Raw genomic sequence first — 23,144 nt, forward strand, 5'->3', positions numbered from 1 at the left:
TTAAGTGAGTGATGATGTCTGGTAGAGCTTCATGAGCTCCTCGTAAAAGTCGCGGTCAGTTTTGTTTTCAAGCAGTCCTGAATTTACAAAAAGGTCATCGCAAAGCTTTTGCACGTCTTTGAAGCGATTTGTAAAGAGTTTGCTTAAAACCAGTGCAGAAATTTCTGGCCTCACAAGAATAGCTGGAGGCATAATGCCGTTAAATAGCAGCTCTTTGATAACATCTGGGTGATATTTGATTTGATGGTGTTGTCCGTGTGGGCAACTTTTGGTACTAACTAGCGTCTTACATTTGTTGCAATAAACTAGCTCTGGCAGCACGATTACCTCTAAATTTAGGTCGTTTTTATAAATATCAAGAATCGTATGAGCTTCATTGTGATCAAAAAACATTCCAATTCCTGAGTGGTTTTGTCCAATGACTAGTTTATTTGCCCCAAATCTTGAAGCAGCGATACACTCAAGTGTTGGGTTTGCGTGTGAGCTAAAAAGAGTCGTATTTTTTAGAGCAAAGACAAAGACCTTTTTTGTCGGCAAATAATTTTGTATAAAATAATCTAGCACTTGCTTTCTAATCTCGTAATCAACGTGTTTTTCTTCGCGTGTTCGTATTAGAAAAATGATTACTAAATCAGCCTTATCAATAGTCATTCTAACAAGGCGCTCGTGAGCTCTATTAAATGGATCAGCCGTTAAAAAGACCGCCGTTATCTTTTTAGCGCTATCTTCTTTTATTAGATCATTTAGTGCATTTTTGCTTATTTGCATACTTTCATCATAAAGCTCAAATTCGCCACTAATGCCGTATTTGCCTAAATTTAGCTCTTTATCATTGCTGGCTTCATTTGCTAAAAATATATTTTTAGCCCTCATATTCTCGTCAAATTTAAAGACTTTAGCAACATTAATGTGTCCAACGATCTTACCATCAAGACTTAGATTTACCTTTTGTCCAGGAGCAAGCTTGCTAGTAATATTTTGATTTAGCTCACCAAATGGAGCAAATCCAAAAGAATACGGCATCGGCTCGCCATTAAAATAGCCTTTTTTGCTCACCTCTTTTATCTGTTCATCATCCATAAGCGAGTCGTAATCTGAGAGAATTTTATTTTTTATTAGCTCCAAAGCACCGAAAACTTCGGTATTGATTGAAATTTCACTATTTTTTCTTGCTGACGTCATATTTCTTTCTCTTTTCCCAAAGTGATTTTCTAGAAATTCCAAGCTTTTTGCTAAGTTCTGTATCAGGGAATTTATCTTGATAATTAACGATTATGTACTTTATGTATTCATCGATCGTAACGATCTCATCGATATTGAAATTTTTATCGCGTCCTGAAAGTTCAAGCTCGTCAAATGGTGCTTTTTGCGTAAAGTCGCTAGTTGAGATCGCGACCTTTTTCTTTTTGCAAATTTCTAAAATTTTCTCTTTTTCTTCTTGTTTTAGCTCCTCTAAATTTGTCATATAGATTAGCTCATCACCATTTTTAGCTAATGCCTTTTCAAGCTCAGAGAAACAGGCTTTGCCTAAAAATAAAAATGGTAATTTGCAAGCTTTTACGTAGCTAAATATAAATTTATCGCTATATCCGCTTTTGCTTGATTTTAAAAGCAATGGAAATTTTATTTTTTTTGCCTCAAAGCTAGAAATTTCGTACTCTTTTAAAGCATAATTTACGTAGCTTTCATAGTTTTTGATCTCGTTTTTGAAATTTCTAAATTCCTCAAAATGCTTTATCTTTCTAACTAGCTCTTCTATCATAAATGGCTTTTGGATGTAATCAACCGCACCTGCCTGAATCGGTTTTAGCACAGTGTCGCTATTAATATAAGCGATTAGTAAGATGATGATAGAGCTTTTAAATTTTTCGATAACAGGGTAAAAATCCTGCCCTGGAAGTGTGGTAGAAAGTAACACTACATCAAAATTTTCAAACTTCAATGCCTCTTTTACGCTTTTAGCGATCTCGCAGTCGTAGCCAAAATCAGCTAGTTTACTAGCCATCGAGCCAGCTAGGTAAATTTCATTTTCTACTATTAAAATTTTCATATTTGTGTCCAGTTATAAAATTTAAGGCTAGCACTTGCCATAACGGCGATCCCCTCGCATCTGCCGACAAAGCCAAGTCCTTCAGTAGTCGTCGCTTTTACATTTATGCGGCTTTGGCTTAAATTTAGAGCTTTTGCGATATTTGCCTCCATTTTTGACTTTAGTTTTGAAATTTTTGGTTTTTGTGCCATTACCGTGATATCAGCGTTTGTTAGCACAAAGCCCACACTTTGCACCCTTTTGTAGGCTTCTTGCAGCAAATAAATAGAGCTAATATCTTTAAATTTAGCGTCCGTATCGGGGAAAAGCTCACCTATATCGCCAAGCCCAGCAGCCCCCAAGATAGCGTCAGTTAGCGCATGAAGTGCCACGTCGCCGTCGCTGTGAGCCTTTAGTCCAAACTCATAGTCGATCTTCTCGCCACAAAGAATCAAAGGACGACCTTTTTCAAACTCATGCACATCAAAGCCGTTTCCCACAAAGACTTCATTTTCGGGCTCTTTTAAAGCAGAAATTTTGGCAAGATCCTCTTTGTAAGTGATCTTTCTTGCCATCTCATCACCTAAAATTTGCCAAACGCTTGCGCCAATGGCTCTCATAGCCGAGCTATCATCTGTGTAAATTTCACCGCTATTGAGAGCTTTTTTAAGAAGTGCTGTACGAGAGAGTTGTGGTGTTTGGATAAGCTTTACCTTATCTCTATCAACCACATTTTCGCCAAGATAAGCGGTGTCTGCGATCTTTAGCGCTGGAACTACACAATCAGCTTGACTCGCTGCTTCTATAATTTTGTGAAAAAGCTCGCTTGAGATACAAGGGCGAGCGATATCGCTAACTAAGACAAATTCGCTATTTACTAATTCAAGCGCGTTTTTTAGGCTATCTTGTCTAGTCTCACCACCATCAACAAATTTATAATTTGAAGCAAATTTTGACATATATTTGCACTCTTTGCTAACGACAATGATCTCTTTAAATGTGTAAAAGTTACTCAAATTTTTAGTAGCAAATAGCCAAAGTGGATCGCTTCCTATTCGAAGCCATTGCTTCTTTACTGGTAGCTCAAAACGGCTAGAATTTCCTGCTCCAAGCATTATAAGTGATATATCAAGCAAGATAACTCCTTTGAAAATTGTTACAGAATTATACATCTCAAAACTTCAAAATTTCTTTTTAAAAAGTAAATTTTTAAAAGCTTATTTAGTTAGTTTAAATCAAAAAAGGACTAAAATGAGGTTTTTAAAAATCAAAAAAGGCCTTATATGAGAGATAAGACGCAGATGTATTATGCTAGGCGCGGCGAGATAACGCAAGAGATGAGCTATGTGGCAAGGATCGAAGGGCTTAGTGAAAATTTAGTGATGGATGAGGTTGCAAAAGGTAGCATCATCATACCAGCAAATATAAATCATAAAAATTTAAAGCCAATGGGCATAGGGCGGAAGCTAAAGACAAAGGTCAATGCAAATATCGGCAATTCAAGCTTAAGCAGCGACATTTGCGCTGAGCTTAGAAAGCTTGAAATTTGCTTAGAATTTGGCGCTGATACGGTTATGGATCTAAGTACGGACGGCGATTTGGACGCTATTAGAAGTGCAATCATTGAGCATTCAAGCGTGCCAGTTGGCACAGTGCCTATGTATGAAATTTTAAAAGTGGCAAAAGAGGTTACCAATATCACAAATGAGCTCATTTTAGAGATACTTGAAAAACAAGCAAAGCAAGGAGTTAGTTACTTTACGATACACGCTGGCTTTTTGCGTGAGTTTTTGCCGCTTGTCAAAAAGCGAAAAATGGGCATAGTAAGCCGTGGTGGTAGTTTAAGTGCAAGCTATATGTCAAAGCTAAATAAGCAAAATCCATTTTATGAAATTTTTGATGAAATTTTAGAAATTTGCGCAAGATATAATGTCTCGCTCTCACTTGGTGATGGACTTCGCCCAGGATGTCTTTTTGATGCGACAGATGAGGCGCAGCTTAGCGAGCTAAAGGTGCTTGGAGAGCTAACGCTTCGTGCATGGGAAAAAGATGTGCAAGTGATGATTGAAGGTCCTGGCCATGTGCCATTAAATCAAATTGAGTATAATATGAAAATCGAACAAGAGCTCTGCCATGATGCCCCATTTTACGTGCTTGGGCCGCTTGTCTCAGACATAGGTGCAGGATACGATCATATCACCTCGGCGATCGGTGGCACAATGGCAGCATATCACGGTGCTAGCATGCTTTGCTACGTGACGCAAAAAGAGCACCTTGGCTTGCCAAACGAAAATGATGTAAGAGAGGGCATCGTAGCTCACAAGATAGCAGCTCATGCCGCAGACGTCGCGCTTGGCAAAGCTGGAGCTATCGAAAAAGATCATGCGATGAGTGATGCAAGATACGCATTTGATTGGAACAAGCAGTTTGAGCTTAGCTTTGATCCAAAAAAGGCTAGAGAGCTTCACGATGAGAGCTTGCCAGAAGACGCGTTTAAGAGCGCTCATTTTTGTTCGATGTGCGGACCAAAATTTTGTGCATATAAAATTTCAAAAGATCTAGAAAAAGGAGAAAAATGTTAAATAAAGAAGAGGTCTTAAATAGGCTAAAAGGTGTTATATATCCTGGTTTTGAAAAAGATATAGTTAGCTTTGGCTTTGTAAAAAATGTAGAAATCGGCGATAAAATTTTAATCGAAGTCGAGATAGTTAGCTCAAGCCCAGAAGTGGCAAACGAGCTAAAAACGGACATCAAACGTGTCATGGGCTCAAATGAATATGTGCTAAATTTAATCCAGCCAAAGATACCTGAGGAGAAAAGTAACACTCAAAGTGGCAAAAATATCGCGCCTCAAGTTAAAAATTTCGTGATGGTAAGCTCAGGAAAAGGTGGCGTTGGTAAATCAACCACGACTCTAAATTTAGCCATCTCAATGGCAAAACTAGGCAAAAAAGTGGGAATTTTAGACGCTGACATCTACGGACCAAACATCCCAAGGATGCTTGGCGAAGTAAATACCCAGCCACAAGTCGTTGGCAACAAGCTAAAGCCGATACTTAGCCATGGTGTCGAGATGATGAGTATGGGCGTTTTGATGGAGGAGGGCATGAGCCTTATCTGGCGTGGTTCAATGATAATGAAAGCGATCGAGCAGCTGCTAAAAGACGTGCTTTGGAGTGAGCTTGATGTCTTGTTTCTCGACATGCCTCCAGGAACGGGCGACGCGCAGCTAACTCTAGCTCAAAGCGTGCCAGTAACGGCAGGTGTCTGCGTCACAACGCCACAAGTGGTAGCGCTTGACGATAGTAAACGTGCGCTTGATATGTTTGAGAAGCTCCACATCCCAATCGCTGGAGTTATCGAAAATATGAGTGGTTTTATCTGCCCAGATAATGGCAAAGAGTATGACATCTTTGGCAAAGGTACGACTGAAGAGATAGCAAAAGCTTACAATACGCAAATTTTAGCTGAAATCCCTATCGAGCCAGCTGTTCGTGTGGGCGGTGATAATGGCAAGCCAGTTAGCTTTTACGAGCCAAACTCAGTCACTGCAAAACGTTACGAGAGTGCGGCTGCAAGACTTTGGGAAGTGATAGAGAATATAAATAGTGATGGCGGAGCTGATAACTCGGCGATCCAGCCCGTAAATGACGGCAAGAGTGCTTGCTCGAAGTAAAATTTACAAAAGATAAAATTTAGAGCAAATTTTAAAATTTGTTCGTTTAAAGTTGGCTACCAAAATTTAGCTTTGCTTGATGCTTGGCTTAAATTTTGGAGCCAAAATGCACTTCAAATCAAAAATTTATTAACAGGAGAAAAGATGAAAGCGATCGTAACCGTAGTCGGAAAAGATAGAGTTGGCATCGTTGCTGGCGTCTCAGCAAAGCTTAGCGAGCTAGGGCTAAACATAGATGATATCTCACAGACTATTTTAGATGAGTTTTTTACGATGATGGCGGTGGTTTCAAGTAATGAAAATAAGGATTTTACGGTCCTAAGAGAAGAGCTTAATAAACTTGGAGAGAGCCTAAAAGTAAAGATAAATATCCAAAGTTCTGCTATCTTTGATGCGATGCATACAATCTAAGGAAAAACAATGGACATCAAAAATGTAACCGAAACAATCTCGATGATCGAAGAGCAAAATTTTGACATCAGAACGATCACGATGGGCATTAGTTTGCTTGACTGTATCGATCCTGATATAAACAAGGCTTGCGACAAAATTTACGCAAAAATCACCACTAAAGCCAAAGACCTAGTCAAAGTGGGCAATGAAATTTCTGCTGAGCTAGGCATACCAATTGTCAATAAAAGAGTGAGCGTGACGCCTATCTCGATAATCGGCGCCGCAACGGACGCAAAAGACTACGTGATGATCGCAAAGACGCTTGATAGAGCGGCTATTGAGGTTGGTATTGATTTTATAGGTGGTTTTTCAGCTTTAGTTCAAAAGGGATATCAAAAGGGCGATGAAATTTTGATAAATTCTATCCCACAAGCACTTTCTCAGACTTCAAAAGTATGTGCAAGTGTCAATGTCGGCTCAACAAAAACTGGCATAAATATGAGCGCAGTGCGTGACATGGGACGTATCATAAAAGAGACGGCGGCAGCTTCGGAGATGGGTTGTGCTAAGCTTGTCGTCTTTGCAAACGCAGTCGAGGACAATCCTTTCATGGCTGGGGCATTTCATGGCGTGGGCGAGGCTGATGTGGTGATAAATGTTGGCGTTTCTGGTCCAGGCGTGGTAAAAAGGGCACTTGAAAAGGTGCGTGGCGAGAGCTTTGACGTGGTAGCTGAGACTGTGAAAAAGACGGCATTTAAGATCACGCGTATCGGCCAGCTAGTTGGCCAGATGGCGAGTGAGCGCCTTGGGGTTAAATTTGGTATCGTCGATCTCTCTCTTGCTCCGACGCCTGCTGTGGGCGACTCGGTAGCTCGTGTGCTTGAAGAGATGGGGCTTGAGGCTGTTGGTACACACGGAACGACTGCGGCACTTGCTCTCCTAAATGACGCAGTAAAAAAAGGTGGCGTCATGGCGTGCAATCAAGTTGGCGGCTTAAGCGGTGCGTTTATCCCAGTTTCTGAGGATGAGGGTATGATAGCGGCGGTGCGCGCGGGATCGCTAAATTTAGAAAAGCTTGAAGCGATGACCGCGATATGCTCGGTTGGTCTTGATATGATCGCCATACCTGCGGACACGCCAAGCGAGAGCATAGCTGCGATGATCGCTGATGAGGCGGCTATCGGCGTTATAAATCAAAAAACAACAGCGGTTCGTATCATACCATTAGGCCGTGAGGGCGATATGATCGAGTTTGGCGGTCTTTTAGGAAGAGCGCCTGTGATGAAGATAAACAAAGCCTCTAGTGCCGACTTCATCGCTCGTGGCGGACAAATTCCGGCTCCAATTCATAGTTTTAAAAACTAATCTTCGAAGTCCGCTTTAAATTTGCGGACTTTTTCTTAAATTTATCCTAATCTTTTCAACTGCTTTTAGTTAAAATAATAAAAATTTTAAGCCAAGGAGCTAAAATGAAAATTTTATCACTGCTTACGGCGCTACTTTTTGGAGCGGTATGTGGCTTTGCAAATGATGGCAAAGTAAGAAGTATCGACATCTACGTCACGCCATACTACTCAGCAAATGCTGGCAAGGTGGAGTACGTAAAGGTCTATGATAAGATAGATGAGCTTTTAAAAAGTGGCAAAGAAGAGGACTTTAAAAAGGCTGAAAAGATCGTGCAAGACGCCCCGCAAATGGTCTCTCCGACAACTCTTTTTGTCCTTTCAGCTCGCGCATACGATCTTGGACTTCGTGATGATGCGGTATTTTGGTTTTATGCGGCAAAAAATCGCGCGATCTTGCTAAGAGGCGTTATAGACATGGAGGGCGAGAAATTTACTGACGTGGTGGCCGCGATAGGGGCGTTTATGAAGCTTGTTGGCGACGTGGTCAATCCTTATGCATTTTGCGATATCAAAAAGCAACAAGAGATCGCTGATAAAGCGCTTGAATGGACTAAGAAAAATGCCTATGAAGCGATGTTCTCGCCAGAATTTAGCTCGCCTCACGAAGATAGAAAAGCAGCCCTTGCAAAAGGCATAGAAAAGCTAGAAACTCGCAATAAAAAAGAGAAAGATTACTTTTTAGACAAAGACAATCTTGCTAACTTTAAAGCTATGCGCAAGCAAAATGGCACTGATGAGAAATTTTGCTTCTAAATGGCGAGAAAAACTGAAAATTTGCTTGTAAATTTAGCTTTTGCTTTATACTAAAAGGGCAAATTTATAAGCCATCTCCATTTTAGATGATAAATTTTAGATCACTACAAATCTGCTTAAATTTCGCTCTTTTTCGTAAGAGTAGCAAAACCACAAAAATGAGAATAAAAAATGACTTTAAAATTTGGCGAACTTGAAAAAGTTGCAACAGATGATGGCTTTATCTGGTATGCCCAGACGTGGCTAAAAAGTAAAATTTTTGGACAGGTGCCGTTTTGCCTTGTTAGCACAGATGGGGCAGACGTGGATAATGAGACTACTTTGCTAGCACAGCGTATCGCCGGTGATATCGATTGGTACGTAAAAGAGGCGCTTGTCTTTTTAAAAGATGAGCTTAGGCGAGGGTGCCTTTTGAGCAAGGACGAGCTTAAATTACTTGACGTGCCAGTCTGCGATTTGCCTTTTAGCTCGCCTCAATGCACCTTTTATGCGCACGATAGGCAGTGGCTGATGAGATTTGCTGAGGGTGCGCTTGATATTTGCGAACCTTTTGGTGTTGGGGTGATTTTTGAAGGTGAAAAGCCACTTCGTTTAGAAAATTTAGAGCTTAGCCAGGAGTGCTAATCGCGGATAAATTTTTGCTTTTAAACGGTGAGATAAATTTGGTTGCTATTTTAGGTTTTTGTCCCAAAACAGCAAAAATTTACACTTATGCGTTGCAGCAGCAATAATCACTTGGATCTTTTTCTTTTGTGATCCTAGCTCTTAGGTCGTGACGGATGATCTCTATTGACCAGAACCATATCATGTGGCCGACAAATTCAGATACATGCTCGTACCAAGGGAGTGTCCAAAGTGGTGGAGTAAGTCCCAAAATAGGCAATGTGATCACGTGAACAGCGATATTTACGATAACACCAACTAGTAAGCCTTGCCATATTGTAATCTTTGGAAATTTTTCAGCCAAAACACAATAAGCAACCGCGAAAACGATCGAAAACAATATATGCGTCATCATTACGTAGTTAAACGCATGCCCTGCAAACTCGTAAATAGCGGCATTTGGATCGGCTACGCCCAAATAATCCCTTAAAAATACATAAGGCGGATTTAAGAAATTTCTAGAGCAATCGATTGCATCGGCTGCTCTAATGGCACTCTCTGGTCCGCAAGCAGCGTTAAACATATCCATCGGACTTCTTGGAGGAAGTGGGAATTCTGCTCCCCATTTGACAAAGGCTGAGACAACGCCAGCGACAAGGCCGATCAATGCAGCCAGAGCAAATCTAGGTTTTGTTACTAAATTTGACATTTAAACTCCTTCTTTAAATTTGCAAAATCTTATTGCAATTTACTTTATGATAAAATTAATCATTATTAAAAACATAAAAATATTTAAAATTTTAATGGACTTAAAATCATAAAATTTTTAGCCATTTTTGGCTAGACTAAGAAAAAATTTAAAGGAGAATAGATGTCTAAAGAGTTTAAAGATGCAAATGATTTTAAGGAATTTTTTGAAGAATTTAGAAAAAAAGATGGTTACAAAGATCCGCTTGCTTTTGGTATCGCTAGGATCGATCGCGGACAAAAAAATACAGATAAAATTTTGCAAGCGACTTTTGCTGTTGTAAATTACAAAGAGAGCTTTTTAAGCGCAGCCGCTTATATCTATGCCTTGCAAAAATGTGATGTTAAGGTTGATTTTAATGGCTCTGAATTTGTAGCTGATCTTACTCCAAAAGTGGTAAAAAAGGCTAGCAAGCTCTTTAGTGTCTTTGAAAAAGAGATAAGCTCTCATAAAAATGTACAAAATTTGCATGCCGTAAAAATGGCATTTGATGACGATCTTGAACTAAATGAGAATAAATTTAAGCTTGTATTTTTGTTTGATGATGCAAAACCACTTAGCGTGGAGGCCGTATATCTCAAGCTTTACTTGATCTCACTTGGCAAAGTCGCACCTAGGACGATCGTGCTTGATGGAGCTTTTGGTACGTTACCAAATGTTGCATGGACTAGCCAAAATACGCCAATTGAGCTTGAATGGCTAAGAGAAAATGAAATTTCTCTAAAGATGTTTGGCGAATATCCAGCGATCGTTAGCGTGGATAAATTCCCAAGATTTTTAAGCCACATCATCCCAGCTGATAACACGAGAATTTTAGACTCAGCCAAGGTTCGCATGGGTGCTGCCGTGTATCCTGGCACAGTCGTTATGCCTGGTGCTGCCTACATCAACTTTAACGCAGGTACAACTGGTGGCGTTATGGTTGAAGGCAGAGTCAGCAGCTCTGTCGTAGTTGGCGAGGGTAGCGACGTAGGCGGAGGGGCAAGCATACTTGGCGTGCTAAGTGGCACAAACGGCAACCCTGTAAGCATTGGCAAACACTGCTTGCTTGGCGCAAACTCAGTCACGGGTGTGCCTCTTGGTGATAACTGCATCGTGGATGCCGGCATAGCGGTGCTTGAAGGCACAAAGGTCTATATCTCTGCCAGTGAGCGTGAAAAGCTAGCCAAACTAAATCCAGAGTTTAAATTTAAAGCTGAAATTTACAAAGCGCTTGAGCTTGGTGGGCTAAATGGACTTCATTTTAGACAAAATAGCCAAACAGGCCAGATCACTGCAAGTGCGAGCAAAAGGGCGATCAAGCTAAATGAGGCACTTCATTAAAAGGAGCTAGCATGAAAGTTGGCATTTTGATGTTTGACAAGCTAAATCTACTAAGCTTTGCCAAAATTTATGATTTTTTACATAAATTTGAGGATTTTAATATCAAGACTTACGCACTAAAGCCTGAGATAATCGATGAATTTGGCGTCAGGCTTCATCCAGAAATTTATGCTGAGAGCCTTTATGGTGTGGATATTTTGGTAGTGCCAGATGGCGTTGGAGCACTTGGATTAAGATACGATGAGATATTTTTAAGCTGGGTTAAAAGCTCGGCGAGTGCGAAATTTAAGATAGGTTTTGACCTTGGCGTGCTTATCCTTGGTGGTGCTGGATTTTTAGAAGACAGAGAGGCTTGCATAAGGGGCGGATACAAAAATGCACTTAGTGACTACTGTGATGTTAATGATGCCAAGATGTGCGAAAGTAGGGGTGTCATAAGTGTTAGTGAATTCGATGATAGAATAAAAGAACAGCTGACAACGATACTAGGTAAAGATAAATTTTAATGGCTTTGACTCTTAAATTACGATAGAAATTTTATATTTTTAGTAAGCTTATAGCTTGTTTATAGCGCTATTTACCGCTTGTAGGTGTGCTACATTATCCACTCTGTGAAATCAAAATTTAAATTATTTCCAAGCTTTGTTATCTGCTCTAAAATTTCATAATAATTTTTTCTATTTGCTTAAATAATGCTAGAGATAGAAAATGGCTTAACACCATCTTCTCTTAAAAAGTAGTGCGCCAAAGCCCTTGTTATGCGTCCATTACCGTCATCATAAGGATGGATAAAAAACTAAAGATGTGCAATAAAACTTTTTAGATATGCGTTTTTAAGGCTTTTGTTGATAAAATTTTAAAAGTTCTCATCTCATCTTCTATACCTCTACTGGCAAGGCTTCATAGTGGATTTGCACATTTTCTGGGGAGCCTGAGACGACGCTCATCTCATCATCTCTAAACTTGGCTCGTTTTATCTTGTAAGTTTTGCTTTGGATACATTCAAACAAGGTATTGTGCTAGCCATGTAGCCGCTCGAGGTTCATATAGTCTTTGTTTAAATTTACTTCAAACATTAGCGAGACTAGATTAACACTGTGTCTAGTCGCATGAGTATCAGCTAGCCAGTCAAAATTTTCATCTAGCCTCTTTTTTATCTACGAGCGAATGCTTGATCTTTTAAGCCTTTCGCCCCCTATGAGAGATGAACTTATTATTTCATCTTCAAGTGCACTAATTTGCACCTTTAAAAGATCGTCTCTGCTGATATTGCTTGTTAGCTCTTTTAAATTTTTATGGTCTTGCTCTAGCTTATTTGTAAGGGTGTCTATTGCTCTTTTGTCGAAAGAAAAATTTGGGTAGTTGGGATGTTGTCGTATCTACAGGTTTTGTAATTTTTAATCAATGCACTGAACTTATTTATAGCAGTAAAATTTGGTATATGTATTGTTTTTGATTTGCTATTTGTAGAAGTCGTTTTTTTGTTAGAAAAGAGCCAGTTAAAGTTAAGGCTAGATAAGATTATCTACCTAGCCTATAGTCTCTTCTAGCATCCTTATAACCACGCCTATAACCACGATCAAAACCATCATCGTAGTCGTCATCGTTATAGTAGCCTCCGCGGTAACCACGCTGAAATCTATCATATCTTTCGTACTCATTTCGATAGTATGGGTGGTAGTTAGGCGGATATGGCGCATAGTTTGGATCAACAGGATAGTAGCCATTTGCACGGCAACTATCCTCGTCAAATTTTTCTATTCCGTTGCGAAATTTGTAGCTTTCTATTTTTTTGTCAAAGCTATCAATGCTTCTTATATCGCCATAAATTTTAGCCATTTCTCTTTGATTTATAAGACCACAAAGCCTAGCTTCAACTTTTTTTTCATAACTCATAGCAAACAAAAAAGTCAATGAACAAAATAAAATGGCTAAAAATTTCATGTTATTCTCCTACTTTTAAACTTCCGCCTTTGCCAAGACCGCCTTTTACATTTTGTGCTTTGTAGTCTTTTAGGGCGATAACTAATTGATTCATCGAATCAAGGAAAGCATTTACAAGTGTTTTTCCCTCAGGTGTTCTTGAATATACGCCAAGTCCAGCACCAAGAGAAGCGCCAGCACCGCCACCCATGCCAAAGAAGTCAGTGCTAGAAGCCGAGCCAATAGCTGCCGCTAATTGAACACCTGAACGATTTTCTATAAGAACCAATGTGGTTTGTGTCTCTTTTGTTGAAAAACCACCAGCTATAGCACCTGCTACACTACCAAAAAGTGCTTCAACAAGAGCACCTGCTCCGCCTGTATCTTCGTTGCTAAAGAAAATTTCAGGGCGAATAGTATAATCAGCTGCTACCATTTTACCTTTACCAAAGCCGGAACCACCACGTAGTTCGCCTGATCTATCAAGTGCACGCTCTTGCATCATATTATCCATCATAGCGCCACGTTCAACTATAACAAAACAACCAGTTTGTTGCGCAAGAAGACGCAAAACCGGAATAGTCGATGTGAGCTTGTAGTTGTGTGTTAAATATGAATACCAATCAGAATTTTGGTCTTCATAAAACGCAAGTGTTCCAAGAGTGCTACTACACTTTTCTATTTTTGTGTTAGCGTTTTTATTGTTGCTACCAGCAGCACTGCCAGTTACGCCATTGTTGTTGCCAGTTGCGCAACCGCTTAAAAGTAAAACTCCAAGGCCTACACTTAGTAAAGATGAACTTAACTTCATTTTTATCCTTAATATTTAAGTTGGTTTTTTAACATTATATATAAGCAAATATTATAAAAATATTAATATAAGATTTATGTTTAGTAGCATAATGCAAAACTACTTTTATAAAAATTTAAGCAGCCAGCAAGATGCCAGCCACATAAATTATTCGACAGTTACGCTTTTTGCAAGATTTCTTGGCATATCGACGTTGTTGCCAAGTCTAACAGAAATTTCAAGTGCAAGTAGCTGAAGCACAAGCATCATCTCAAAAAATTCGCTCATATAGTGATCTTGAACGCTTGTTTTTACGTAGTCATCGCTTAACTCAAACTCAAGTGGGCTTATCGCTAGGATATATGCATCTCTTGCGGCAAGCTCTTCGACATTGCTCTTTGTCTTCTCATAGAGTAAATTTTGAGGCATTAAAGCGATCGTAAATAACTTCTCATCTGCAAGTGCGATAGGGCCGTGTTTCATCTCACCTGATGGATAGCCCTCGGCGTGAAGATATGAAATTTCTTTAAGTTTTAAAGCACCTTCAAGCGCAAGCGGATAAAAGATGTCTCTACCGATGAAGAAGAAGCCATGACCGTGCAAATAGTGCTTGCTTAGGCGGTGAAGCTTTTCTTGAAGAGAGTTATTGATATTTAAAATTTGTGGAATGTGAAGAAGCGTTTTGATCTCGTGATCAAGCTCTTTTTTGCTGATAGAATTTTTAGCTGCCGCCATTTGAAGCACAAGCATCCAAAGCACGATGATCTGCGTTGCAAAGGCCTTTGTGCTTGCCACACCTTTTTCGATGCCAGCACGAGTTAGAAGTGTATTGTCAGCTAGCCTAACGATAGATGAGTTATCGACGTTGCAAATCGCAAGCGTTCTAAGCCCAGCCTCTTTTGCTATCCTAAGTGCCTCAAGAGTATCGGCTGTCTCGCCACTTTGTGAGATGACGATGAAGAGCGAGTTTTTGTTTAGATAAGGCTTTCTGTATCTAAATTCGCTTGCTACTTCGACCTTTGTTCTAACTTTAGCAAGCCTTTCAAAAAGATAGCTTGCAGTTAGTGCTGCATGGTAGCTCGTACCGCACGCACAAAGCACGATATCATCGATATTTTTTAGATATTCATCGTCTAAATTTTCAAGAGTGACTTTGTGGTTTTTAACCCTGCCCATGATGGTTTCAGATACGACCGCACCTTGCTCGTAAATTTCTTTCTCCATGAAAAATGTATATCCCTCTTTTTGGGCATAGCTCTTATCTTTTGGTAAAGCATTAAACGTTATGCTCGCCTTTTTGCCGTGTTTAAAAACGGCAATCTCGTCCAAGCTCACGTAGCCGTAATTATTGTCATCAAGATATGCCACCTCTGTTGCGTTACCGATAAGTGGGGCATCTGATGAGGCAAAATATAGCTCTTTTTCATTACTCTTACCTATCGCCATAGGGGCGGCATCTTTTGCGAAAAATATCTTATCAGGTGCAGTTTTTGTGATAAGTAGCGTCGCGTATGCACCTCTTAGCTTTGCAATAGTTGCCTCATAAGCTTTAAATGGGTCTTTTTTCTCTTTTAAAATTTCTTCAAAAAGGTGCACGATCACTTCGGTGTCGGTTTGGCTGACAAATTTCACGCCCTTTGCTTCAAGCTCATCTTTAAGCTCTTTGTAGTTTTCGATGATGCCGTTATGAACGACAAATGAGTGCTCGCCAAGGTGTGGGTGAGCATTGATCTCAGTTGGTTTGCCGTGAGTTGCCCAGCGTGTGTGACCTATCGCCACGCCAAAACCCTCTGATGTAAAGTCCTTTGTCTTTAGGGCTAAATTTTCAAGCTTGCCAACTGCCTTAAAAAAATCGATCTTGCCATCACTCATCACAGCCATGCCAGCGCTGTCATATCCTCGGTACTCAAGCTCTTTTAGACCGCTTAAAATAACCTCTTTTTTCTCTTTATCTCCGATGTATCCTACGATTCCACACATGTTTTACTCACTTATTAATAAATTTAATATCTCTTCGCCTTTACTCTCAAGTCGCTCGTTTTTCTCGATCAAGAAGAGATTTCTTGTTCTATTTTTGACCGTTTGGATTCTAGCACTCGTGACCTGAAAATGAAGCCTATCAAAAACACTCATCACATAAGCCATTAGCCCACGCTGATCTTTTGCGTTGATGCTAAGTTTGGCGTAATCTTTTGAGTGATTTAGCTCGAAGTTTATCTCATCTTTGTTAATGTTTGGTTTCAAAGGCTCTTTTAAAACCTCGCTATTTAAGGATTTTAGAGCTAAATTTTTAGTAGTTTCAAGCTCCTCTTTTTTAACATTTTGGTTAAAATCAAGCCTGATATAAAATTTCTTCTCAAATAGCTCAAAAATTTCCATGTATGCTAGGTCAAATTTAGCAAATTCATAGAGCAGAGCACTTAAATTTAGGCTCTTTTTTGTATAAATCTGAATGCTTAAATTTTTAGAGTTATTTATAAAAATTTCTGTCGCATCTAAGCTATCTGCAACCTTGCTTAAATTTATGATCTCACTCACACTATATTTTATAAAGACAAGATTTGATGTGATTTTAAAAATTTTCTCTTGCAGCTTTGATTCAAGTGCCAAAAACTCGCTATTTCGTTTTATAGACTGCTCTTTTTTTACGCGCCTTGTCGCTTCATCTAGTAAATTTTCATCGCTAAATGCACTAAGAGAAATTTCATAAAGTTCCCTTAAAAGCTTTGCTGTGTAGGCGTTATAGAGCCTCTCGTTTGTCGCATTTATCACGCAGTAGCTAAGGATGTAAAGCAGTTTTAAAACCTGCTTGTCGCCAAGCTTTGAGATAAAAGCAAATATAACGCGTTGGGAATAAATGTCTTCTCTGTTTGAGACATTGCTCATTAGCGTGTGGTATTTTATCAAGATGACGCCGATATTTACAGCTTTTTGACTTAAATTTAGCTTGTTTGCGTAGGCTCTAAAGATATTAGCGCCGATATTTGCGTGATCTTTGCCAAGCCCCTTGCCAACGTCGTGCATTAAAGTCACGATCTTTAGCATTGTTTTGCCCTCCAAGCAAAGCTCGGTATAGAGATTTTTTATGAATTTATCTTTTATATTTTCAAGAAATTTTACACTTAAAATGCTATGCTCATCGACCGTAAATTCGTGATAGCCGTCGTACTGAGCTAGCTGGCTGATGTGTTCCATTGGTTTTATTAAAATTTGTATCATTTGCGCATCAAGCAATGACTTTAAAATAGCGTAGGAATTTTTTCTTAAAAATATCTTCTTAAACTCGCTGATAGCGCGCTCTAAGCCACTTTTTGTGATAATGGCTCGCTTGATGTAAAAGATCGCACTTATGTCAAATTTATAATCCACATCTTTTAGCTCTAAAAGCTCGGTTATTAGATTTTCAATGAGAGCTGGCTTTTTATGAAGTGGCACGTAAATAACGCCATTTATTTCGTAAAAGCCATTTTTTAGCCTTGCAAATTTTCTCTGATCAAAATTTAGCTCACTTTTAAAAAATGGCCTGCAAAGAGAAGCGACGATAAACCTCGAATAAATAGCGACATTATTCATCGAGCTTAGCATTTTTTGGCTAATAACGCTTTCGTTATCTTGAAGCTTTTTGGACTTTGTTTGCATGAAATTTGTCGTGATCTCAACGCTTGAAGCGCTAAAAGTATCAGAATTTTGCGTCAAATTTAAGGTGGTTAGTAGGCTTAGTAAAAAGTCCACATTTAGGTTAAAGCTAGCGATCTCTTTTTCATTCATCACTTTTAGGGCTTGTGATCTAACTGAAATGTCGCTATCAAGGTAGTTTAGTATGCAGTTTAGGTGATAAATTTCATCTATCCCGCCAAAGCCACTTTTTAAATTTGGCTCTTGGGCTAAGTAGCTGATGCTAGAAAATGGCAAGAATGCCTTTAAATGGTAGTTTAAAAAGGCTTTTTTATCAAATTCTTTTAATTTTACGATCTCGCTTTTTACTAGGCGGTAGAGACTTTTTGAACCACAGATATATCGGACTTGCGATGTTTCGCTTTTAAATTTGAGATCATCTTTGTAATTTGTAAAAATTTCATCTATTTCAGCGCTTTTTATATAAAAATTTATTCCAGAGCTACTTAAAATTTCGCTAAATTCTTTTAAGAAATTCTTTATATTGTAACCTTTTAAATTTTTATAAACTAGTAAAATTTCAAGCTCACTATTTGCGCTAAGTAAGGTTTGGGCGTATTTTCCAGTAGCTAAAACACTAAAGGCAAAGCTGTCATTTTGTGGTACAAAATCATCAAAAAAATCTCGCATAGTTTCATTTAAATAAGATTTTATAAAATCATCGTATTCTTTGGCCAAGAAATTTGTGAAATTTCTACCCTGATTTTTTTGAAAATGTCTTGGTAAATTTGCCTTAAAATCAAGAAATTTCTCTTTGATTTTTAAATAATTATCGCTATTTTTGGTACTTTTATCGGCCAGCATTTAATGTTTCCATTGTTAAAAATATCTTGGCAAATGTTACATAATTTTTGCAAAAACAAAGCTTTATTTGCCTATAATGAAGCCTTAAGTTCAGCTTTAGGACGATATAAATAATGAATCTATTACAAAAACTAAAAAGTGGCGAGAGATTAAGCAAGCAAGAGGCTTTTTCGCTTTATGAGCTTGATCTTTTTACCTTGGCTAAATTTGCCGATAAAAAACGTAGAAAACTGCATGGCAACAAGGTTTTTTTTAATGTAAATCGCCACATAAACCCAACAAATATCTGTGCTGATATCTGTAAATTTTGCGCATTTTCGGCTCACAGAAAAAATCCAAATCCATACTTAATGAGCCACGAAGAAATTTTAAAGATCGTTGATGAGAGCGTGAGCCACGGCGTAAAGGAGATACACATCGTGTCAGCTCACAACGCACAAAGCGGCTGGCAGTGGTATTTAGAAATTTTTAAAAAGATAAAGGCAGCTCATCCAGAGCTTCACGTAAAGGCGATGACGGCAGCTGAGATCGACTTTTTATCAAGGCATTATGGCTTAAGCTACGATGAGGTGATAGAAAAGATGCTCGAATACGGCGTCGATAGCATGCCAGGCGGCGGGGCTGAAATTTTTGATGAAGAGGTCAGGGCTAAAATTTGCAAAGGCAAAGTAAGTAGCGAAAACTGGCTCAAAATCCATAAAATGTGGCACGATCACGGCAAGCAAAGCAATGCAACAATGCTTTTTGGCCACATAGAAAGCCGCGATAACAGGATCGATCACATGCTAAGGATTAGGGACTTGCAAGATGAAACTGGCGGATTTAACGCGTTTATCCCACTAGTTTATCAAAGAGAAAATAACTACTTAAAAGATGTGAAATTTCTAGGATCAGCTGAAATTTTAAAGACTCTGGCGATCTCACGTCTTGTGCTTGATAATGTCCCACATATCAAAGCTTACTGGGCTACTTCGACGCTAAATTTAGCGATGATAGCTCAGGAATTTGGTGCCGATGATCTTGATGGCACGATAGAAAAAGAGAGCATCCAAAGTGCAGCTGGCGCAAATAGCGCAAATGGCGTTACACTAAAGACATTTTGCGATCTCATAAAAACATCTGGTTTTACGCCAGTTGAGCGTGATAGCTTATATAACGAACTTAAAATTTACTAAAAGGAGCTTGGGGTGAAATTTTTTGACTTAGCACAAAACAAAACGAGTGTGAAGCAGGAATTTGGAGCGGGACTTACGACGTTTTTAGCGATGATGTATATCGTGCCGGTAAATGCGATCATTATGAGCAAAACTGGTATGCCTTATGAGGCACTAATCACTGCAACTGCGCTAATTACCATCTTTTCTACGATATTAAATGGTCTTTGGGCGAACACGCCAGTTGCGATGAGCGTTGGCATGGGGCTTAACGCTTATTTTACATTTGGTCTTTGCATCGGCATGAAGGTGCCTTGGCAAACGGCTCTTGGCGTTGTTTTCTTAAGTGGCGTGATATTTGTCGTCTTATCTTTTACAAATTTTAGGATGTGGATAATTAGATCCATCCCACTTGATCTAAGAAGGGCGATAAGCGCTGGCATAGGCACATTTATCAGCTTTGTGGCGTTTCAGCAAATGGGCTTTATCGTAAATAGCGACGCAGTTTTGGTTGGTATAGGAAATTTCAAAGATCCAAACGTACTTCTTGGCGTTTTGGGACTATTTTTAGTTATTTGCTTTTGGGCGTGGAAGATAAAGGGCGCGTTTATCCTAGCTGTGCTTGCTACTTCAGTGATAGCTTGGGTGCTTGGTATCGCTCCTCATCCAACAGAAATTTTCTCAACTCCGGCTTCTATCTCTCCGATATTTTTAGAGCTTGATATAAAAGGCGCGCTTAGTCTAGCCTTGCTGCCAGTTGTTATCACCTTTTTTGTGACTGATCTTTTTGACTCGATAGGCACACTAGCTGGTGTAGGCACGAGGGCTGGAATTTTTGATGAAAACAAAAAAGATGGCGTCGTAAAACTTGAAAAAACTCTTGAAGCTGACGCTATTGCTACGGCAGCTGGCTCACTTGTAGGCGTAAGTACGACCACATCGTTTGTAGAGAGTGCTAGCGGTGTAGAAGAGGGCGGTAGAACTGGTCTAACGGCTGTATTTTGCGGACTTTTATTTATACTTACACTCTTTATGTTGCCACTTTTTAAAGCGATCCCTGGCAATGCCATTTATCCGATCCTTGTAATGGTTGGCGTGCTTATGTTTGCTGAGCTTGCTAGTATAAATTTCAAAGATCCAGCCATTGCAGTTGCGACATTTTTTATAGTTGTGCTTATCCCGCTTACTTACTCGATCACAAACGGCCTTGCATTTGGCTTTATGTCATACGTAATAGTTAAGCTCATAAAGAGAGAATTTAGCGATATAAATTTAGGTGTAGTCGTGCTAGCGCTCATTAGTTTTATCGTATTTTTAGTGCATTGATAAGGATGAAAGATGATATTTTATAGCTACGATGAATTTGCTGTTGATACTAAAAAGATGGCAAAACAGATAAAAGATGAGTTTGACCCAGAGGTGATACTAGCTGTGGCAAGAGGCGGTTTAACGCTTGGCCACTCGCTAGCTGTTGCGCTTAATAATAGAAATTTATTCACCTTAAATTCTATTCATTATGAAGATACAAACAAACTTGATACGATTAATATCTTTAATGTGCCAGATCTTAGCAAATACACTAAAATTTTACTCGTAGATGACATCATCGATAGTGGAGAGAGCATGGTCGAGATAAAAAGAGAGCTACTCAAGTGTTATCCAAAATTAGATATAAAAATAGCGACCGTCTTTTATAAAGAGAAGGCTCTGCTTTTGCCAGAATTTAAGGTAAAAGAGGCTCACGATTGGATCGAGTTTTTTTGGGATATACATATTTAAGGAAAATTTTTGCTAGATAAATTTAGAGAATTTGTTGGACATCACGTCGCCTTTAGCGTATTTTTGATATGTTTGATTGATTGTATATTTTTACTTTATACGGCAAATTCTCTTAGTATAAGTTACAGTGAAGCTGAAATTTTTTTTAACAAACAAAATTTTCTTAGCCATGTTTTAAAATTAAGCGTTCAAATTTTTGGTCAAACAGATATTGCTCTAAGATCTGTGATGATCGCTTTTCATGTCATAAGCGTCGTTTTAATGTATAAGGTAAGCAAATTTTACATTAAATTGGAGTTTGACAGACTTATTGCGGTATTGCTTTTTATCTTACTTCCTGGCACGCTAGCTTCAGCTCTTATCGTCAATAATGCTGGGCTTTGCGTTATGCTGGCGCTCTTATGTATATACTTTTTTCATGTTAAAAATAAAATTTTATTCGTAACATTTTTTTGTCTTTCTTTTTTTATAGATGGCGATTTTTTGATATTTTACGCAGGATTTTTTATATTTGCACTTTACAAAAGAAAGCCGCCTCTTGCTTGGCTAAGTGCTATTTTGTTTTTACTCACGCTTTACTTTTTTGGTTTTGATACAAATGGTAGGCCAAGTGGGCACTTTATCGATACTTTTGGTATCTTTGCCGCTGTTTTCTCGCCATTTGTCTTTATATTTTTTGTCTATACGATTTATAGAATTTGGGTTAAGGAAAAGAAGGATCTCTTATGGTTTATTGTGATTTGCTCATTTTGCTTTTGCATGATAGTCTCAGTGCGCCAAAGGTTGGAACTTGAGCAGTTTTTGCCATTTTGCGTGATCGCAACGCCACTTATGGTAAGAGTATTTTTTAATTCGTATCGTGTAAGATTGCCAAAATTTAGAAAAGGCTATAAAATTTGCACGACCTTAGTGATGCTTTTTTTAGCCTTAAACTGGTCGATGATCGTATTTAATCAAATTTTCTATCTATTTTTAGACAACCCAACAAAACATTTTGTCTATAAATTTGATATTGTAAAAGAGCTTGCTGCTAAATTAAAAGAAGCGGAAATTAAGGATTTATACACTGATAATAAAAAGCTTGCTTTAAGACTTAAATTTTACGGTATAGATGTAAGAGATGAGTCTAAAAATTTATTAGTAAGCGCCGATCTAGATGAAAAATCAAAATTTTGCATAGAAAAAATGGGAAAAGTAATCGCAAATTTTGATGTAAGAGGTAAGTAGATGCATAAAAACAAGGGTTTTACTGTTATAGAGCTTATTTTTGTAATCATTGCCGTTGGCATACTTGCAGCAATGATCATACCAAGGCTAGAAATAAATGGAGCTAGAGAGGCAGCTACACAGATGCTAACGCATATAAGGTACGCCCAGCACCTTGCCATGCAAGATGATAAATTTGTACATTCAGAAAATGAAAAATTTTGGTTTAAAATGAGATGGGGGATAGCTATTAATGACACTAGTTTACAAGAGTGCTCTGTAGATGAGCCTGGGGTTAAATCTTGGAAATATAGTATTTTTTATGATAAAAGAGGTAGTGGTAATAAATTTAGTGGTAACTTAAATTCCAAAGAAGAGGTTGCCATCGATACACAAAAATCAAACAAATTCTTAAGTGCGGGCTGGAGAGGCATTCCTCAGTCCTATTGCAATAAAATTAATACAGATTTAAATATCGAAAAAAAATATGGTATAAAATCGGTTAAATTTGTTGGTAGTTGCGGAAAAGGCAAAACGCAAACCATTGATTTTGATGAATTAGGTAGGCCCATGAGAGTGGTGAGTGTTACTAACAATAAAGGAGCAAAAAGGCCTTATTCAAGACTATTGAAAGGTGATTGCAAGATAGTTTTAACAGATAAAAATAACAATGTAACCTCTATAAATATAGAAAAAAGAAGTGGATACGCATATATAAACTAAACCCTATAAACCTAATAATAAAAAATACACAATTTAAAATTTTTAAGCGCCTAACAATTTTTCTCAAATTCCCTAATTATTTCAACTATCTTTAAGTATTGCTCATATATAATTCCAGCTCACGAAACGAGAAACCACCTTTAACTTCATTGGTTAATA

24 protein-coding genes are annotated in these 23,144 nt (G+C 38.5%); 13 read left to right on the plus strand and 11 right to left on the minus strand.

Going from position 1 to position 23,144, the window contains the following annotated elements; all coding sequences use genetic code 11:
- The 3 genes from CVT13_RS09690 to CVT13_RS09700 are packed head-to-tail and all read right to left on the minus strand — an operon-like array spanning position 1 to position 3,165.
- The gene (locus tag CVT13_RS09690; protein WP_107812425.1) at positions 1-1,182 is read right to left on the minus strand and encodes a sulfate adenylyltransferase; all 1,182 of its coding nucleotides are present in this window, start codon (positions 1,180-1,182) and stop codon (positions 1-3) included.
- Complete coding sequence (locus CVT13_RS09695) at positions 1,160-2,050, minus strand: response regulator (protein WP_087577743.1); 891 nt, start codon at positions 2,048-2,050, stop codon at positions 1,160-1,162. The genes CVT13_RS09690 and CVT13_RS09695 overlap by 23 nt, the downstream gene beginning before the upstream one ends.
- Positions 2,047-3,165: a bifunctional 2-C-methyl-D-erythritol 4-phosphate cytidylyltransferase/2-C-methyl-D-erythritol 2,4-cyclodiphosphate synthase gene (locus CVT13_RS09700; RefSeq protein WP_107812426.1), complete on the minus strand. Its 1,119-nt coding sequence runs from the start codon at positions 3,163-3,165 to the stop codon at positions 2,047-2,049. Before CVT13_RS09700 ends, CVT13_RS09695 begins: the two co-directional genes overlap by 4 nt.
- A 147-nt stretch (positions 3,166-3,312) precedes the next feature.
- Between CVT13_RS09700 and thiC the strand changes: the two genes are divergently transcribed.
- The 6 genes from thiC to CVT13_RS09730 all read left to right on the plus strand — a co-directional run bounded on the left by thiC (position 3,313) and on the right by CVT13_RS09730 (position 8,881).
- Positions 3,313-4,611 carry a phosphomethylpyrimidine synthase ThiC gene (thiC, locus tag CVT13_RS09705; RefSeq protein WP_107812427.1) on the plus strand — a complete coding sequence of 433 codons (1,299 nt, stop codon included), beginning with the start codon at positions 3,313-3,315 and terminating at the stop codon, positions 4,609-4,611.
- Entirely contained in the window at positions 4,605-5,705 is a 1,101-nt protein-coding gene (locus CVT13_RS09710) for an Mrp/NBP35 family ATP-binding protein (protein WP_107812428.1), read from the plus strand. Before thiC ends, CVT13_RS09710 begins: the two co-directional genes overlap by 7 nt.
- Positions 5,706-5,849: 144 nt before the next feature.
- Entirely contained in the window at positions 5,850-6,116 is a 267-nt protein-coding gene (locus tag CVT13_RS09715; RefSeq protein ID WP_087583839.1) for an ACT domain-containing protein, read from the plus strand.
- Between the two features lie 9 nt (positions 6,117-6,125).
- Positions 6,126-7,463 carry a PFL family protein gene (locus CVT13_RS09720; protein ID WP_087580664.1) on the plus strand — a complete coding sequence of 446 codons (1,338 nt, stop codon included), beginning with the start codon at positions 6,126-6,128 and terminating at the stop codon, positions 7,461-7,463.
- 104 nt (positions 7,464-7,567) lie between these two features.
- Positions 7,568-8,257, plus strand: a complete 690-nt coding sequence (locus tag CVT13_RS09725; RefSeq protein WP_107812429.1) for a cytochrome-c oxidase — start codon at positions 7,568-7,570, stop codon at positions 8,255-8,257.
- A 171-nt stretch (positions 8,258-8,428) separates the two neighbouring features.
- Positions 8,429-8,881 (plus strand): hypothetical protein, encoded by a 453-nt coding sequence (locus tag CVT13_RS09730; protein WP_107812430.1) that lies wholly within the window; start codon positions 8,429-8,431, stop codon positions 8,879-8,881.
- Positions 8,882-8,966: 85 nt separating this feature from the next.
- Here CVT13_RS09730 and CVT13_RS09735 read toward each other — a convergent pair whose 3' ends face one another.
- Positions 8,967-9,569 (minus strand): YagU family protein, encoded by a 603-nt coding sequence (locus CVT13_RS09735; RefSeq protein ID WP_103582961.1) that lies wholly within the window; start codon positions 9,567-9,569, stop codon positions 8,967-8,969.
- 162 nt (positions 9,570-9,731) lie between these two features.
- Here CVT13_RS09735 and CVT13_RS09740 point away from each other — a divergent pair, with 162 nt between their 5' ends.
- Together CVT13_RS09740 and CVT13_RS09745 are read left to right on the plus strand one after the other, a co-directional pair.
- Positions 9,732-10,931: a 2,3,4,5-tetrahydropyridine-2,6-carboxylate N-succinyltransferase gene (locus CVT13_RS09740; RefSeq protein WP_107812431.1), complete on the plus strand. Its 1,200-nt coding sequence runs from the start codon at positions 9,732-9,734 to the stop codon at positions 10,929-10,931.
- A gap of 11 nt (positions 10,932-10,942) precedes the next feature.
- Positions 10,943-11,437 (plus strand): hypothetical protein, encoded by a 495-nt coding sequence (locus CVT13_RS09745; RefSeq protein WP_107788960.1) that lies wholly within the window; start codon positions 10,943-10,945, stop codon positions 11,435-11,437.
- 179 nt (positions 11,438-11,616) lie between these two features.
- Here the strand turns inward: CVT13_RS09745 and CVT13_RS10705 are convergent, their stop codons facing one another.
- From CVT13_RS10705 to CVT13_RS09775, 7 genes are all read right to left on the minus strand, one after another.
- Complete coding sequence (locus CVT13_RS10705; RefSeq protein ID WP_103559757.1) at positions 11,617-11,721, minus strand: Fic family protein; 105 nt, start codon at positions 11,719-11,721, stop codon at positions 11,617-11,619.
- 88 nt (positions 11,722-11,809) lie between these two features.
- Positions 11,810-11,941, minus strand: a complete 132-nt coding sequence (locus CVT13_RS10570) for a hypothetical protein (protein WP_265094430.1) — start codon at positions 11,939-11,941, stop codon at positions 11,810-11,812.
- 147 nt (positions 11,942-12,088) lie between these two features.
- Positions 12,089-12,310 carry a DUF4172 domain-containing protein gene (locus CVT13_RS10710; protein WP_107812432.1) on the minus strand — a complete coding sequence of 74 codons (222 nt, stop codon included), beginning with the start codon at positions 12,308-12,310 and terminating at the stop codon, positions 12,089-12,091.
- Between the two features lie 142 nt (positions 12,311-12,452).
- Positions 12,453-12,875 (minus strand): gamma-glutamyl phosphate reductase, encoded by a 423-nt coding sequence (locus tag CVT13_RS09760; protein WP_107812433.1) that lies wholly within the window; start codon positions 12,873-12,875, stop codon positions 12,453-12,455.
- Position 12,876: 1 nt separating this feature from the next.
- Positions 12,877-13,665 carry a peptidoglycan-binding protein gene (locus tag CVT13_RS09765; RefSeq protein ID WP_107812434.1) on the minus strand — a complete coding sequence of 263 codons (789 nt, stop codon included), beginning with the start codon at positions 13,663-13,665 and terminating at the stop codon, positions 12,877-12,879.
- A gap of 147 nt (positions 13,666-13,812) precedes the next feature.
- Positions 13,813-15,624 carry a glutamine--fructose-6-phosphate transaminase (isomerizing) gene (glmS, locus tag CVT13_RS09770; protein WP_107812435.1) on the minus strand — a complete coding sequence of 604 codons (1,812 nt, stop codon included), beginning with the start codon at positions 15,622-15,624 and terminating at the stop codon, positions 13,813-13,815.
- A 3-nt stretch (positions 15,625-15,627) separates the two neighbouring features.
- Positions 15,628-18,123 carry an HD domain-containing protein gene (locus CVT13_RS09775; RefSeq protein WP_107812436.1) on the minus strand — a complete coding sequence of 832 codons (2,496 nt, stop codon included), beginning with the start codon at positions 18,121-18,123 and terminating at the stop codon, positions 15,628-15,630.
- A gap of 110 nt (positions 18,124-18,233) precedes the next feature.
- Here CVT13_RS09775 and mqnE point away from each other — a divergent pair, with 110 nt between their 5' ends.
- From mqnE to CVT13_RS09800, 5 genes are read left to right on the plus strand one after another with little or no spacing between them, the layout of a single operon-like run.
- Positions 18,234-19,298 (plus strand): aminofutalosine synthase MqnE, encoded by a 1,065-nt coding sequence (gene mqnE, locus CVT13_RS09780; protein ID WP_107812437.1) that lies wholly within the window; start codon positions 18,234-18,236, stop codon positions 19,296-19,298.
- A gap of 12 nt (positions 19,299-19,310) precedes the next feature.
- Complete coding sequence (locus CVT13_RS09785) at positions 19,311-20,603, plus strand: NCS2 family permease (protein ID WP_072594681.1); 1,293 nt, start codon at positions 19,311-19,313, stop codon at positions 20,601-20,603.
- Between the two features lie 12 nt (positions 20,604-20,615).
- Positions 20,616-21,056: a phosphoribosyltransferase gene (locus CVT13_RS09790; RefSeq protein ID WP_107812438.1), complete on the plus strand. Its 441-nt coding sequence runs from the start codon at positions 20,616-20,618 to the stop codon at positions 21,054-21,056.
- 9 nt (positions 21,057-21,065) lie between these two features.
- On the plus strand, positions 21,066-22,283 hold the full coding sequence (locus CVT13_RS09795) for a glycosyltransferase family 39 protein (RefSeq protein WP_107812439.1): 1,218 nt from the start codon (positions 21,066-21,068) through the stop codon (positions 22,281-22,283).
- Positions 22,284-22,985: a Tfp pilus assembly protein FimT/FimU gene (locus CVT13_RS09800; RefSeq protein WP_107812440.1), complete on the plus strand. Its 702-nt coding sequence runs from the start codon at positions 22,284-22,286 to the stop codon at positions 22,983-22,985. It begins immediately after the preceding gene.
- Positions 22,986-23,144 lie beyond the last annotated feature (159 nt).

This window comes from Campylobacter concisus (assembly GCF_003049085.1).
GTDB lineage: Bacteria > Campylobacterota > Campylobacteria > Campylobacterales > Campylobacteraceae > Campylobacter_A > Campylobacter_A concisus_H.